The sequence below is a fragment of the Actinoplanes sp. NPDC019969 genome (genome assembly GCF_055562375.1).
Genome location: NZ_JBVHFK010000003.1, coordinates 517,503 through 531,147, shown reverse-complemented (window position 1 = coordinate 531,147; position 13,645 = coordinate 517,503). Strand labels below are relative to the sequence as shown.

The following is a 13,645-nucleotide window of genomic DNA, read 5'->3' as shown; positions in this document are numbered from 1 at the left end:
GTCCACGACATCGAGGAGGAACCGTGACCGACAGCCCCCGTACCGATGTGATCGACATCCTGACCAGTGACCACCGTGACGTGACCGCGCTGATCGGCGAGATCAAGGTGGTCGCCGACCCGATGATCCGCCGGGACCTGACCGACACCGCGATCAGCGAGCTGGTCCGGCACGCGGTCGCCGAGGAGATGTACGTCTACCCGGCGATGCGCAAGCACATGCCCGGCGGTGACAAGGCGGTCGAGCACGACGTGGAGGAACACAAGGAGCTGGAGGTGACCATGAAGCAGCTCGAGGGCGCCGACGTGTCCAGCGCCGAGTTCGACGCCGCGCTGAGCAAGCTGGAGACCATCCTGGCCGACCACATCCAGGACGAGGAGACCGAGCACTTCCCCGAGCTGCGGCGGCACATCCCGGCCGAGGAGCTGGTGGCGCTGGCCGGCAAGGTGGAGACGGCGAAGAAGCTGGCGCCGACCCGCCCGCACCCGGCCGCCCCGAACAGCGAGCTGTTCCACAAGCTGGTCGGGCCCGGTGTGGGCCTGGTCGACCGGCTGCGGGACCACCTGACGAACCGGGCCACCAAGTGACGCCGTAACCATGGTTACACTCACGGGGTGAATCCTGTGGAGACGACGGCACGCTGGGTGCTGCTGTCCTACCGCATCCCCCGTGAGCCGTCGCAGCCACGGATCGCGGTGTGGCGCAAGCTGGAGCGGCTCGGCGTGGCCCGGCTCGGTGACGGGCTGGTCGCGCTGCCCGCCGACGACCGGACCCGGGAGCAGCTCGACTGGGTCGCCGAGGAGGTCGTCGACAACGGCGGCACCGCGACCCTGTGGATCGCCGAGCCGGGCAGTGCCGAGCAGGAGCGTGCGGTGGTCGCGGCGATGCGGGAGGCCCGCGCCGCGGAGTACCGCGCGGTGACCGCCGAGGCGCACGGCCCGGCCGGCGACGAGACCGAACGCGCCCGGGCCGTCCGGCGGCTGCGGGGCGAGCTGCGCCGCATCGCCGACCGGGACTACTTCCCGCCGCCGGAGCGGGAGATCGCCCGGCAGGCCGTGCAGGACCTCGCCGACCGGGCAGCGACCGTCGTCGAGGAGCGGGCATGTAGGGCACGCCGAGCAGGATGAACAGGAAGCACGGCACGAACGTCACCCTACCGCTGGTCATCGCCGTGATCGCCGCTCTGCTGATCTTCTGGCGTAAGTGGCCGGTGCTGCGGGTGCCGGGTGTCTGTGCCGCTCTCGGCCTGGCCGCCGGCCTGCCCGGCATCTGACAGCGTGTGTAGTTCGGCCGCTATGCGCACCCGAACTACACACGCTCCAGGTCGGCGACGACGCCGAAGTGGTCGGTGGCCCAGACGCCACCGACCGGTTCGGTGAAGGCGAGCCGGCAGTCGGCGACCCGTAGCGACGGCCCGTGGTGTCCGCAACGGATCAGCACGTAGTCGATGCGGCGGCCGGTTTCCAGGGGCATCTCGCCGGAGCGGACCAGCGGGTTGCGCGGGGTGAACGTATGCCCGGGGTCGTCCGGATGGATCGCCGCCCACGCGTCCTGGTAGGCGACGCTGGTCCCGTGCAGCGACTGGACGCCGGTCCAGAACCGGATGCTCGCCGACGCGGGGCCGTCGTCGAAGTCGCCGGCGACCACGACCGGCATGTCCCGGCCCGCGAGCGCCTCGTCGATGAAGCCGGCGCACGCCACCGCTTGGCGCTCACGCTCCAGCGCGTAGCCGTACTCCCACGTGGGTTTGACATGAACGAACAGCAAGTTCCCGGTCTCGCCGAGCACCGCGGCGCTCCACGGCAACGTCACCCGATCGGTGACCCGCAGATCGATCTCGCGCACCCCGGTGACCGGCCACCGGCTCGCGAACGCGGCGCCGACACCGTCGGGTGACCGCCGGGAGTGGTGGACCAGGTGGTAGCCGTCGCCGAGCACGTCGGTCACGTCGGCGACCTCCTGCAGGGCGATCAGGTCCGGCCGCCAGTGGGCGATCCCGTCGCGCAGCACGGCACGACGGTGATCCCAGTCGCCGTTGCCGGGCGACAGCAGGTTGACGGTCATGACGCGAAGGTGGGCTGAATCTCGCATGCTTGAGCGTTACCCATCACCGGACCGGGTTCGCCCGCGTGGACCGTCGAATGTGCCGGTTCCGCCGCTTGCCGGGAGATCGGATCGTTCCGTACGGTCGCTGGTCATGGAACTGGATCAGCAGGACGGTCTGACGGTTGCCGAGGCGGCGGACTTCGCCCTCGCGCAGTGGTCGCGACGGCTCGGCGTGTCCGGGATCGAGGCGATGCGGCTCTCCCCCGGCCTGGCGGCCGCCGTCGACCAGCACGTCGCGCAGATCCGGGAGACTCTCGGCGAGGTCAGGGCGGAGACCCTTGCGGCGTACGCGGACGGCGTCGCCGACACGGTCACCGCCCGTGGCTGGTCCCCGGCCGAGGTGGGGTCCGGCTGGGAGCGGGCGTCGTGGCCGTCCCTGCACCTGCTGGCCGTCTGCCTACTGGCCGAAACGGCCGGATAGACGGCCGGGTGAGGGCACCCTCCGCGGGAACCCCCACCCGGGATCAGGGGACGGTCAGTCGATGCTGCGACGACCGTGTTCACCCGGCAGGTCGGCCTCGATGCGCTCCTTGCGCACCTCGCCGCCGACGGTCTCCTCCTCGCGGACGGTCTCCTTGCCGAGGCGGACCCGCTCGACCGGGACGGTCTCCTTGTCCACGACGGGACGCTCCGCGTGCAGGGTGACCTCGTGCTCGGATTCGGTGAGGTCGGCGCCGGAGTACGCGGCCTGCCGGTTGTGGCCGGTGATCGGCTCGCGCTCCAGGCGTACCTCCTCGCGCTCCACCGGCACGTCGACCTGCTGACGCTCGGTCACCACGTACTTGCGCAGGCGGGCCCGGCCGACCTCCTCGCGCTCGGTGCCGGCCTGGAGGCGCTCCTCCGACCGGGTCATGGCCTCGGCGTCGCCGTAGCTCTCCCGCTCCCGCTCGCGGTAGTTCTCGCCGGCAGCGGTCGCGCCGGCCTGGTACGACCGGTGGTGCTCACGCCAGTCGATGCCGTAGTACTCGTACAGCCGCTCCACGTCCTCGCTGCTCAGTGGCTCGTCGTGGTCGGCGTCCACGTTGGGCGCGTCCTTCACGGTGCCCTTCTGGAACGGCACGACGAGGCGGTCGTCGCGCACGTCGGCGTCCTGCAGCGGCACCAGCGACTCGTTGAGACCGAACAGCCCGGTCTTGACGCTCGCCCAGGTCGGGCGGCCACTCGTGCCGTCGTCCCACACCTGGCCCACGTGGCCGATCTTGTCGCCGTCGCGGTCGTAGACGTCGAGGCCGTACAGCGTCTGAACCTGCTCCACAGTGATCATCGGGGGGTTCTCCTCTCGGCGTTCGTTCGGTACGCCCCCTTGCTACCCGGCACTTTCCCGGCCATGCGCACAAATCCGGTGAGTCACCGTGAACGGTCTCTCATTCACCCGCGGACATGATTCAGGTGGATTCCGGGCCGGCCCGGGTACCACCCTTCGGTGTTCACACAGCGCGATATCGACAATCTTCAAGGGCTTGCGGTGTACGACCGGAGCGGTCACGAACTGGGCACGGTCCACCAGATCTACCTGGACGCCGAAACGAACGATCCACTCTGGGTCACCGTCAGCACCGGTGGGCTGAGCTTCCAGGAATCGTTCGTGCCACTGCTGGGCGCCCGCCTCGAAGCCGGGCGGCTGACCGTCGCCGCCGACGCCGATCAGGTCCGGCGGGCCCCACTGCTGGACACCGGCGGCCCCCTGGAGTACGAGCAGGCCGAACGGCTGCACGCCCACTACGGGACGGCGCCGGGTGACGCGATGACCCGCTCCGAGGAACGGCTCGTCACCTCCACCACCCGGGAGCCGGAGCGGCGGGTACGGCTGCGTAAGTACCTGGTCACCGAGGAGCGGCAGGTGACGATCCCGGTGACCCGGGAAGAGGTGCGCCTGGAGGAGGTGCCGCTCAGCGCGCCGGAGGAGCCGGCCGGCGGGCCGGTCGTCCTGCAGGCCGAACGGCCCGTGGTCACCACCGAGACGGTGCCGGTCGAGCGCGTACGCCTCACCAAGGAGACCGTCCGCGACGAAGAGACCGTGACCGGCTCCGTCCGCAAGGAGCGGATCGAACTGGAGGACTAGTGCGGTGTCCACGAACGTTCACCGGATGGGGTCCGGTGATGTTGTGGATCCTCGCGCACCGGTGTGTGCGAGCGACTCCCCACCGGGGTGGCGAGGCGGGCCTCCGCAGGCCAACCGACCCTCCTGCCGCCGTGGAGTGGCGGCGGGGGTCACGCCGTGCGTTTCGGACACCGGGAAGATGTCGTCCGGCTCGACGGTGCGTGACCACCCCACCGGTTGTGGGCGGTGGGGTGGTGGTGGCGCCGCCCGGGGTGCGGGTGGCGATGGTGAACGCCGCGGTGAGATCACGGTGTCCGGAGAATGTGCAACGCCGGCAGGTCATGGTCCTGCCACGCGGTTGCGGCGGGCGGCGGCGGAGAACCAGGCGTCACTGTAACGGCGTAACACCGGCCGGGCGCCCGCGCTGTCCAGCTCCCCGAACGTGCCCGGCCCCGACTCCGCCAACAGCCGGCACAACTCCTGATAGCCGGCCACCGGCCGGCCACCGCCACGCATTGATCTCCAGGACACACGCCCAGACATCACCGGCGGAACGCAGCAGACCGTAACACCGCTGCCGCTGGCCACGGGTCAGGCGCAGGCCGATCCGGGCGGTGCGATGCACCACCGGACCGGCACCCTTCACCCGCTCCCTAGGCATAAGCCTACTTTATACAAGACAATAGGCATGGAGCAACAGCGGAAGCCGGTGAACGTCCCTGGACATCACAACTAGCTCTCCAGCCAGCGTTCGATGCAGTGGAGCAGGTCCTCCGCGTCGACCGGCTTGGTGACGTAGTCGCTGGCGCCGGACGCGATGCTCTTGTCCCGGTCGCCGTGCATGGCCTTGGCGGTGACCGCGATGATCGGCAGGTTCGCGTACTTCGGCATGGACCGGATCGCGGCCGTCGCCTCGTACCCGTCCATCTCCGGCATCATCACGTCCATCAGGATCAGGTCGACGTCGTCGTGCTGGGCCAGCACGTCGATGCCCTTGCGCCCGTTCTCGGCGTAGACGACCTCCATGCCGTGCAGTTCGAGGATGTTGGTGAGGGCGAAGACGTTGCGGGCGTCGTCGTCGACCACCAGGACCTTGCGGCCGGTGAGCTTGCCCGGCAGTTCGGCCAGGTCGGTGATGGTCCCGGTGTCGATGGCCGGCGGCATCACCGGCACCCCGGCGTCGGTCGACAGGTGCAGGGTGACCCGCTCCCGCAGCTCGTCCAGGCTGGACAGCACCTCCAGCGGCCGGGTCTGCGCGAGCGCCTGCAGCAGGGTGTCCTGGTTCGGGCCGAGCGGATGGGTACGGTACGCGAGCACCGGCAGATGCCGCAGCCCGGTCTGGTCGTGCAGCGCCTTGAGGAAGACCGAGCCGTGGTCGGCCGGCATCGACAGGTCCAGCACCACCGCGTGGAACGGCTGGGACATCAGGTCGGCGATCGCGGCGTACGGGTCCACCGCCGTCGCCACCTGCACCGTCCCGTGGGTGTCGGCGACGGCGGTGGCGGCGCCCCGGGCGATCAGCGTGAGCAGCCCGTCGGCCGTGCTCTCCACCACCAGCAGCCGCCGGGTGGCCGGCCGGTCGATGATCTCGGCGACGTTGATCTGCGGCAGCACGGGCTGGGCGGCCGGCTCCGCGTGGACCGGGCCGTCGGCGTGCACCGGCACCGTCTCGATCGGCATGTAGAGGGTGAACGTGCTGCCCTGCCCCAGCTCGCTCTGCGCCTGGATCTCGCCGCCGAGCAGGTATGCGATCTCCCGGCTGATCGACAGGCCCAGGCCGGTGCCGCCGTACCGCCGGCTGGTCGTGCCGTCGGCCTGCTGGAACGCGTCGAAGATGGCGGTGAGCTGCTGCTCGGCGATGCCGATGCCGGTGTCGACCACCCGGAACGCGACGACCGTGTCCTGCCCGGCGAGGGCCTCGGTCAGCTCCTCCGGGCGGGCCCGTTCGATGCTCAGCCGCACCGAGCCGGACTCGGTGAACTTGACCGCGTTGGAGAGCAGGTTGCGCAGCACCTGGCGCAGTCGCTGTTCGTCGGTGAACAGCCCGGTCGGCACGTCCGGCGCGGTCGACACCTCGAAGGTCAGGCCGCGTGAGGTGGTCAGCGGGCGGAACGTCGCCTCCACGTAGTCGAGCAGGTTGCGCAGCTCGAACGCCTCCGGCGCGATGTCCATCTTGCCGGCCTCGACCTTGGACAGGTCAAGGATGTCGTTGATGAGCTGCAGCAGGTCGGTGCCGGCGGAGTGGATGACGTTGGCGTACTCGACCTGCTTGGGGCTCAGGTTGCGGGTCGGGTTCTGGGCCAGCAGCTGCGCCAGGATCAACAGCGAGTTGAGGGGTGTCCGCAGCTCGTGGCTCATGTTGGCGAGGAACTCCGACTTGTACTTCGAGGCGAGCGCGAGCTGCTGGGCGCGGGCCTCCAGCTCCTGACGGGCCTGCTCGATCTCGGAGTTCTTGGTCTCGATGTCACGGTTCTGCCGGGCCAGCAGCGACGCCTTGTCCTCCAGCTCCGCGTTGGAGCGCTGCAGCTCCTCGGACCGGGCCTGCAACTCCTCGGAGCGGGCCTGCAGTTCGGCGGCCAGGCGCTGGGACTCCGTCAGCAGCACGTCGGTGCGGGCGTTGGCGACCATCGTGTTCACGTTGACGCCGATGGTCTCCATCAGCTGGTCCAGGAAGTCCTGGTGGATCCCGGTGAACGGGGTCATGCCGGCCAGCTCGATGACGCCGAGCACCTGGTCCTCGACGACGATCGGAAGGACGACGAGCTGCAGCGGTACGGCGGAGCCGAGGCTGGAGGAGACGGTGAAGTACTCGGCGGGCACGTCGTCGACGACGATCCGCCGCTTCGCCACGGCGGCCTGGCCGACCAGTGACTCGCCGAGGGCGTACCGGCGCCCGGCGCCCTTGTGGCCGTAACCGCCGACCTCCCGCAGCCCGGCCTCCGCGGACGTCTCGTCGACCAGCAGGAACGTGCCGAGCTGCGCGTTGACCAGCGGGGCCAGCTCGTTCATCACCAGCGAGGCGACCACTTCGAGGTCGCGGTGGCCCTGCATGAGCGACGAGATCCGGGCCAGGTTCGTCTTGAGCCAGTCCTGCTCCTGGTTGGCCCGGGTGGTCTCGCGCAGCGACTCCACCATGAAGTTGATGTTGTCCTTGAGCTCGGCCACCTCCCCGGACGCGTCGACGGTGATCGAGCGGGTCAGGTCGCCGGTGGCGACGGCGCTGGTCACCTCGGCGATGGCGCGCACCTGCCGGGTCAGGTTCCCGGCGAGCTCGTTGACGTTCTCGGTGAGGCGTTTCCACGTACCGGAAACGCCTTCGACCTCGGCCTGGCCACCCAGCCGCCCCTCGCTGCCGACCTCCCGTGCCACCCGGGTGACCTCAGCGGCGAAGCTGCTGAGCTGGTCGACCATCGTGTTGATGGTCGTCTTCAGCTCCAGGATCTCGCCGCGCGCGTCGACGTCGATCTTCTTGGTCAGGTCACCCTGCGCCACGGCGGTGGTCACCTGGGCGATGTTGCGCACCTGGCCGGTCAGGTTGTTGGCCATCGAGTTGACGTTGTCGGTGAGGTCCTTCCAGGTGCCGGCCACGTTCGGCACCCGGGCCTGGCCACCGAGCTGGCCCTCGGTGCCCACCTCGCGGGCCACCCGGGTCACCTCGTCGGCGAACGCGCCGAGCGTGTCCACCATCGTGTTGATCGTCTGGGCCAGGACCGCGACCTCGCCCTTGGCCTCGACGGTGATCTTCTTGCTCAGGTCGCCCTGCGCCACCGCCGTGGCCACCAGGGCGATCGAGCGCACCTGGCTGGTCAGGTTGGACGCCATCACGTTGACGTTGTCGGTGAGGTCCTTCCAGGTGCCGGCCACGTTCGAGACGCGGGCCTGGCCACCGAGCCGGCCCTCGGTGCCCACCTCGCGGGCCACCCGGGTCACCTCGTCGGCGAACGCGGACAGCTGGTCGACCATCGTGTTGATGGTCTCCTTGAGCTCCAGGATCTCGCCGCGGGCGTCGACCCGGATCTTCTGCGACAGGTCGCCGCGGGCCACGGCGGTGGTGACCTCGGCGATGCTGCGCACCTGGGCGGTGAGGTTGTCACCCATGACGTTCACCGATTCGGTGAGGTCCTTCCAGGTGCCGGAGACGCCCTTCACGTCGGCCTGGCCGCCGAGCCGGCCCTCGGTGCCGACCTCCCGGGCCACGCGCGTCACCTCGTCGGCGAAGCTGGAGAGCTGGTCCACCATCGTGTTGATGGTGTTCTTCAGCTCCAGGATCTCGCCGCGCGCCGCCACGGTGATCTTCTGGGACAGGTCGCCCCGGGCCACCGCGGTCGCCACCTGGGCGATGCTGCGGACCTGGCCGGTCAGGTTGCCGGCCATCGAGTTCACCGAGTCGGTCAGGTCGCGCCAGGTGCCGGCGACGCCGGTGACCTGTGCCTGCCCGCCCAGCCTGCCGTCGGTGCCGACCTCCCGGGCGACCCGGGTCACCTCGTCGGCGAAGCTGGACAGCTGATCCACCATCGTGTTGATGGTCGACTTGAGTTCGAGGATCTCGCCGCGCGCGTCGACGGTGATCTTCTGGGACAGGTCGCCCCGGGCCACCGCCGTGGTCACCTGGGCGATGTTGCGGACCTGGTTGGTCAGGTTGCCGGCCATGAAGTTCACCGAGGCGGTGAGGTCGCGCCAGGTGCCGGCGACCCCGGGCACCTCGGCCTGCCCGCCGAGCCGGCCCTCGCTGCCCACCTCCCGGGCCACCCGGGTCACCTCGTCGGCGAAGCTGGAGAGCTGATCCACCATCGTGTTGATGGTGTTCTTCAGCTCCAGGATCTCGCCGCGCACGTCCACGGTGATCTTCTGGGACAGGTCGCCCCGGGCCACCGCGGTCGCCACCTGCGCGATGTCACGCACCTGGTCGGTGAGGTTGCCGGCCATCGCGTTCACCGAGTCGGTGAGGTCCTTCCAGGTGCCGGAGACGTTCGGCACGTCGGCCTGACCGCCCAGCTGGCCCTCGGTGCCCACCTCCCGGGCGACCCGGGTCACCTCGGAGGTGAACAGCGACAGCTGGTCGACCATGCCGTTGAAGACGGTGGCGATCTCACCGAGCAGCCCGTCGCCGTCCTCCGGGAGCCTGGTCCGGAAATCCCCGTCCCGGACCGCGGTCAACCCTGCCAGCAGTTGCCGCAGGTCACCGTCTGCCACCGCGGCGCCGCTCTGCATCATCCCCAGTCACCCTCATCTGTCGCAGCCTGTGCCCAAAGACTCCAGATGCTTGCACAACTGCAACAGCTTCGCTGTGAGGTGTGAATCACCCGATCATCTGGTTAGGAGGAACCGGCGGTGGGGTATACCGGTTGTCTCGGCTCTGTGTCGATCAGGAGCAGCGACGCGTCGTCCTCGCGCTGCGGCGCCGGGATGATCTCCATCATCAGGTCGGCGAGCTCGTCCAGGCTCGCGTCCGGGTTCTGCCGCAGCACCCGGTGCAGACAGTCGATGCCGTCGTCGAGAGGGCAGGTCCGGGTCTCGATCAGCCCGTCGGTGTGCAGCACCAGGCGGCTGCCCGGCGGCAGGTGACGGGTGTGGGTGCGCCGGGTGATCCCGCGCAGCCCGCCGAGCAGCGGCCCGCCGGTCGGGAGCTGGCTGACCGTGCCGTCCGGCAGGACCACGGTGGGCGGCACGTGACCGGCGCTGGACCAGGTCAGGGTGTGCCCGCCGCCGTCCTCCGCGGTGAGGTACGCGACCAGCACGGTGGCCATGCCGCCCAGGCTCAGCACCCGGACCGCCCGCTCGAACCGCTGCAGCAGCGCGGACGGGTAGTCGTAGCGGTCGACCAGCAGGGTGCGCAGCATGCTCCGGTAGTGGCCCATGGTCGCGGCCACCGACACACCGTGCCCGGCCACGTCCCCGATGATCACCGCCATCCGGGTGTCGTCGAGACAGACCGCGTCGTACCAGTCGCCACCGACCAGGTCGCTGCGGCTGGCCGGCAGGTAGCGGGCCGCCATCCGCACGTGACCGGGCGCCGGCAGCGGGCTGAGCAGCGCCTTCTGCATCATCTCGGCGGCGTTGCGGCGGTCGTCGTAGGCGCTGGCCCGGATCAGCGCCTGGGCCACGTACCCGGCCAGCGCGGTCAGCACGGCGTGCTCGGCCTCGCTCGGCGAGTACGGCTCCCGCCAGCAGAACGTCAGCGCCCCGATCGGCCCGCCCGCGCCGGGCAGCGGCACGCTGACCGCCGCCTGCCAGCGCATCTCCGCGAACGTGTCCAGGGCGTCCGGCGTCTGTTCGGCCACCGCCGCCAGGTCCGGCAGCACCACCGGGCGCCCGCTGGCCGCCGCCAGCCCGGACGGGGTGCGCACCTCCGGGCCGTAGTGATCCCACCGTTGCGCCAGGTGCGACGGCAGCAGGCGGCCCGACACCAGCTGGATGGATCCACCCGCCTCCAGCCACGACAACCCGACGTACGCCGGGTCCAGAGTGCCGATGACCAGGCTGCGGACCGTGTCGACGACCTCCTCGGAGGTGGTGGCCGCGCCGAGGGCGACACTGGCGCGCAGCAGCAGCCGACCCCGTTCGGCGACGGCCTGCGCCTGGCCCTCGCCGTCGGACGCCGCCTTCCTGCGGTGCTCGGACCGGTGCGAGGCGATCCGCGCCTGGAGGCTGTCGGAGCAGGCCGCCGCCAGGTCGGCCAGCAGCGCCGTCTCCCGCTCGGTCCATTTGCGGGGCTCGTTGTCGATCGCGCACAGCGAGCCGAGGACCCGGCCGTCGGCGTCGTGCAGCGGCATCCCGGCGTAACCGACCACGCCCAGGTCCTCGATCGCCAGGTTGCCGGCGACCCGCGGATCGGTGCGGGCGTCCGTGACGATCAGCGGCCGCTCGCTGTCCACGACGTGGCGGCAGAACGAATGGCTCAGCGGCGTCTCCCGGCTGCGCTGCCACGGATCGTCCAGCCCGGCCGCTCCGGGGAAGAACTGCCTGTCGTAGTCGACCAGGGAGACCAGGGCCACCGGCACGTCCAGGACGCTGCGCACCAGGGCGGCGAACCGGTCGAACGTCGGGTCGGGGACGGCGTCGAGGCCGGTGCGCAGCAGCGCGACGAGACGTTGCCCGTCGACGTCACGGTCTGTCATCTCCGCCTTCCCGGATAGCCGTAGGGCACCCTGTCATACCCGGCCCCCCGGTGTCAGCAAGCATCACCGCTCCCGTTCGTATCCGGTGATTGAAATGACGTTTCGCGGGAATGCGGGCGCCATGACGATCACCGCACCGGAGACGGCCGAGATCACCGCGCTGGTGGAGCTCGGCGAACTCCTCCGTGCCACCGGCTACCAGTTCACGACCGTCACCCCGGCCACCCACGAGAGGGTGAACCGGCGGCCGGGCAACGAGCGGGCGGGCGATCTGCGTGGTGTCTTCGGGTGGAACCGTCCGTTCGGCCCGGGCGTGCTGCCCGGCCGCATGGTCGAGCTGATGGACGTCGCCGGTGTGCTCAAGCGGGACGGCGGCACGTGGCGCAGTCTGGTCCGGTACTCCACCTACGACGGCGAGATCTTCGTGCACTCGCCGTTCCCGACGACCGAGCCGGACGCGGTGTTCTTCGGCCCGGACACGCACCGGATGGCCGACGCCGCCCTCGCCGTCGTCGCCGCCCGGCAGGACCAGGTCCGGCGGGCGGTGGACGTCGGCTGCGGCACCGGGGCGGGCGCGATCACGATCGCGAAACGGCTGCGCGGCACCGAGGTGCTGGCGGTGGACATCAACGCGGCGGCCTTGCGGTTCGCCCGTCTCAACGTCCAGCTCGCGGGTACGCCGAACGTACAGCCCTGCCACAGCGACCTCCTCGACGGCGTCACCGGAACCTTCGACCTGATCATCTCCAATCCACCGTTCATGATCGATCCGGCCGGGCGGGCGTACCGGGACGGCGGCCCGAACGGGCACGAACTGTCCCTGCGCATCCTCGACGCGGCGGCCGAGCGGCTGGCCGCCGGCGGAACCCTGGTGCTCTTCGCCGGCACCGGCATCGTCGACGGCAACGATCCGTTCCGGGAGGCCGCCCGGTCCCACCTGACCGGCACCGGCCTGGAGTGGACGTACCGGGAGGTCGACCCGGACGCGTACGGCGAGGAACTCGACGGCCCCGCCTACGCGCACGCCGAACGGATCGCCCTGGTGGTCCTGACCGCGACCCGCCGGCGGTGAGGACCGCGCTCGTCGCCGCCCGGTCGGTGGACACGGCCCGGCTCACCGTCGGCGTCGAGGAGGAGTTCCTGCTGCTCGACCCGGCGACCATGGCGAACCGGCCGGTCGCGCCCGCGGTGCTGGCGGCGCTGCCGGCCGAGGTGCGGCACCTGAGCCGCCGCGAGTTCCGGCACAGCATGCTCGAGATGGTCACGCCGGTCTGCACCGGCCTCGACGAGCTGGCCGGGCATCTGCGGCGCCTGCGCACGTCAGCCGCCGACGCCGCCCACTCGGCCGGCGCGTGCCTGGCGGCGGTCGGCGCGACCCCGATCAGCGAGGCGGGCCCGGTCACGCCGGATCCCGCCGCGACCGGCCGCACCACGCCGGACCTCGCCCCGCCCGGTCTCTCCGCGCCGGGCCTCTCCGCGACAGGAGGTCAGGCGGGCCGGGGCGTCACCGACGACCCGCGGTTCCGGGCCATCGCCGACCATTACGGCCCGATCGTGGACGACCCGGCGGTGTGCGGCTGCCACGTGCACGTCGGCGTACCCGATCGGGAACTCGCCGTCCAGGTGTGCAACCACCTGCGCCCGTGGCTGCCGGTGCTGCAGGCGCTGACCGTGAACTCGCCGTTCCACGACGGCCGGGACACCGGGCACGCCAGCTGGCGGGCGATGCAACTGGACCGGTGGCCCACTCTCGGGCCGACCCCCTGGTTCGCCTCCGCCGACGACTTCGACCGTACCGTCGCCCTGCTCGTCGCCTCCGGCGCGATGCTCGACGAAAGCCTGATCCTGTGGCACGCCCGCCCGTCGGCCACCTATCCCACCGTCGAGATCCGCGTCGCCGACACCTGCCTCACCACCGGCGACGCCGTGCTGCTGGCCGGCCTGGCCCGCGCCCTGGTCGCCACCGCCGTCGACCGGATCGCCGCCGGCCGCGCCGCCCCGCCGCTCCCGGACGGCCTGGTCCGCGCCGCCCACTGGAACGCCGCCCACACCGGTCTCGACGGCACCCTGCTGGACCTGCGGCAGGGCCGGGCCCGCCCGGCCTGGGACCTGATCGGCGACCTGCTGCACACGGTCACCCCGGCCCTGTCCCGCAGCGGCGACCTCCCCCTGATCACCGCCGAACTGGGCCGCCTGCGCGCCGAGGGCCCCGGCGCGTCCCGCCAGCGCCACGCCCTGACCAGCTCCGGCGACCTTCGCACCGCCCTCTCCCTCACCGCCGTCCCCCACAGCTCCCTCATCGACCGGTGAAATCCGGCTGGTTCTCACGGCTGTCTCAACGCCCGCCAGACAGCCGTGAGAGCCAGCCGGATTTCCACAG

11 protein-coding genes are annotated in these 13,645 nt (G+C 71.0%); 7 read left to right on the top strand and 4 right to left on the bottom strand.

The annotated features are described in order from the left end of the window. The first annotated feature begins 23 nt into the window (after positions 1-23). Genes ACZ3II_RS12590 through ACZ3II_RS12580 form a run of 3 tightly spaced genes read left to right on the top strand, consistent with a single transcriptional unit; the run spans position 24 to position 1,273 of the window. The gene (locus ACZ3II_RS12590) at positions 24-587 is read left to right on the top strand and encodes a hemerythrin domain-containing protein (protein ID WP_465517731.1); all 564 of its coding nucleotides are present in this window, start codon (positions 24-26) and stop codon (positions 585-587) included. Between the two features lie 27 nt (positions 588-614). Beyond that, a complete protein-coding gene (locus ACZ3II_RS12585; RefSeq protein ID WP_465517730.1) occupies positions 615-1,127 on the top strand; it encodes a Chromate resistance protein ChrB in 513 nt (170 codons plus the stop codon). After that, on the top strand, positions 1,124-1,273 hold the full coding sequence (locus ACZ3II_RS12580; protein WP_465517729.1) for a hypothetical protein: 150 nt from the start codon (positions 1,124-1,126) through the stop codon (positions 1,271-1,273). Before ACZ3II_RS12585 ends, ACZ3II_RS12580 begins: the two co-directional genes overlap by 4 nt. A 35-nt stretch (positions 1,274-1,308) precedes the next feature. Here the strand turns inward: ACZ3II_RS12580 and ACZ3II_RS12575 are convergent, their stop codons facing one another. Next, the gene (locus ACZ3II_RS12575) at positions 1,309-2,064 is read right to left on the bottom strand and encodes an endonuclease/exonuclease/phosphatase family protein (protein ID WP_465517728.1); all 756 of its coding nucleotides are present in this window, start codon (positions 2,062-2,064) and stop codon (positions 1,309-1,311) included. 133 nt (positions 2,065-2,197) lie between these two features. Here ACZ3II_RS12575 and ACZ3II_RS12570 point away from each other — a divergent pair, with 133 nt between their 5' ends. Then, positions 2,198-2,527 carry a DUF6401 family natural product biosynthesis protein gene (locus ACZ3II_RS12570; protein ID WP_465517727.1) on the top strand — a complete coding sequence of 110 codons (330 nt, stop codon included), beginning with the start codon at positions 2,198-2,200 and terminating at the stop codon, positions 2,525-2,527. A gap of 54 nt (positions 2,528-2,581) precedes the next feature. Here the strand turns inward: ACZ3II_RS12570 and ACZ3II_RS12565 are convergent, their stop codons facing one another. Next, positions 2,582-3,370 (bottom strand): DUF2382 domain-containing protein, encoded by a 789-nt coding sequence (locus tag ACZ3II_RS12565; RefSeq protein WP_465517726.1) that lies wholly within the window; start codon positions 3,368-3,370, stop codon positions 2,582-2,584. Between the two features lie 159 nt (positions 3,371-3,529). Between ACZ3II_RS12565 and ACZ3II_RS12560 the strand changes: the two genes are divergently transcribed. Beyond that, a complete protein-coding gene (locus ACZ3II_RS12560) occupies positions 3,530-4,168 on the top strand; it encodes a DUF2382 domain-containing protein (RefSeq protein ID WP_465517725.1) in 639 nt (212 codons plus the stop codon). A 711-nt stretch (positions 4,169-4,879) separates the two neighbouring features. Here ACZ3II_RS12560 and ACZ3II_RS12555 read toward each other — a convergent pair. Together ACZ3II_RS12555 and ACZ3II_RS12550 are read right to left on the bottom strand one after the other, a co-directional pair. Next, the gene (locus ACZ3II_RS12555; protein WP_465517913.1) at positions 4,880-9,358 is read right to left on the bottom strand and encodes a HAMP domain-containing protein; all 4,479 of its coding nucleotides are present in this window, start codon (positions 9,356-9,358) and stop codon (positions 4,880-4,882) included. Positions 9,359-9,462: 104 nt separating this feature from the next. Further along, positions 9,463-11,265: a SpoIIE family protein phosphatase gene (locus ACZ3II_RS12550; RefSeq protein WP_465517724.1), complete on the bottom strand. Its 1,803-nt coding sequence runs from the start codon at positions 11,263-11,265 to the stop codon at positions 9,463-9,465. Between the two features lie 121 nt (positions 11,266-11,386). Here ACZ3II_RS12550 and ACZ3II_RS12545 point away from each other — a divergent pair, with 121 nt between their 5' ends. Continuing rightward, entirely contained in the window at positions 11,387-12,337 is a 951-nt protein-coding gene (locus ACZ3II_RS12545) for a methyltransferase (RefSeq protein WP_465517723.1), read from the top strand. Beyond that, positions 12,334-13,575 (top strand): carboxylate-amine ligase, encoded by a 1,242-nt coding sequence (locus ACZ3II_RS12540; protein ID WP_465517722.1) that lies wholly within the window; start codon positions 12,334-12,336, stop codon positions 13,573-13,575. Before ACZ3II_RS12545 ends, ACZ3II_RS12540 begins: the two co-directional genes overlap by 4 nt. Positions 13,576-13,645: the final 70 nt, after the last annotated feature.

Excerpts from the sequence above, each read along its gene's own strand:
- ACZ3II_RS12580 (WP_465517729.1), top strand. The coding sequence starts at position 1,124 with ATGAACAGGAAGCACGGCACGAACGTCACCCTACCGCTGGTCATCGCC.
- ACZ3II_RS12575 (WP_465517728.1), bottom strand. The coding sequence starts at position 2,064 with ATGACCGTCAACCTGCTGTCGCCCGGCAACGGCGACTGGGATCACCGT.
- ACZ3II_RS12570 (WP_465517727.1), top strand. The coding sequence starts at position 2,198 with ATGGAACTGGATCAGCAGGACGGTCTGACGGTTGCCGAGGCGGCGGAC.
- ACZ3II_RS12565 (WP_465517726.1), bottom strand. The coding sequence starts at position 3,370 with ATGATCACTGTGGAGCAGGTTCAGACGCTGTACGGCCTCGACGTCTAC.
- ACZ3II_RS12555 (WP_465517913.1), bottom strand. The coding sequence starts at position 9,358 with ATGCAGAGCGGCGCCGCGGTGGCAGACGGTGACCTGCGGCAACTGCTG.
- ACZ3II_RS12550 (WP_465517724.1), bottom strand. The coding sequence starts at position 11,265 with ATGACAGACCGTGACGTCGACGGGCAACGTCTCGTCGCGCTGCTGCGC.
- ACZ3II_RS12545 (WP_465517723.1), top strand. The coding sequence starts at position 11,387 with ATGACGATCACCGCACCGGAGACGGCCGAGATCACCGCGCTGGTGGAG.